Origin of the sequence: Pseudonocardia sp. EV170527-09, from assembly GCF_008369905.1 — a bacterium.
Classification (GTDB): Bacteria; Actinomycetota; Actinomycetes; order Mycobacteriales; family Pseudonocardiaceae; genus Pseudonocardia.
Window position 1 is genome coordinate 1 of record NZ_VRMC01000589.1, and the last position, 249, is coordinate 249.

Below are 249 nucleotides of genomic sequence, written 5' to 3' on the forward strand. Positions count from 1 at the left end.
GACGGATAGTCTCAGCATATGGAGATCGACATCCACACCACGGCCGGGAAGATCGCCGACCTCGGTCGGAGGATCGACGAGGCCGTCAATGCCGCATCCCCCTCGGCCATCGAAAAGCAACATGCCACCGGAAAGATGACCGCCCGGGAACGCATCTTACGGCTACTCGATGAAGATTCCTTTACTGAGCTTGACGAGTTCGCCCGTCACCGCTCAACGAACTTCGGCATGGACCGCAAACGTCCGTAC

At 58.6% G+C, this 249-nt stretch carries 1 protein-coding gene; it reads left to right on the forward strand.

Annotated features, from left to right (window positions below; translation table 11 throughout):
* Positions 1 to 18 precede the first annotated feature (18 nt).
* Positions 19 to 249, forward strand: a 231-nt coding sequence (locus FVA95_RS30205) for a carboxyl transferase domain-containing protein (protein ID WP_304627199.1), incomplete at its 3' end; no start/stop codon positions are given.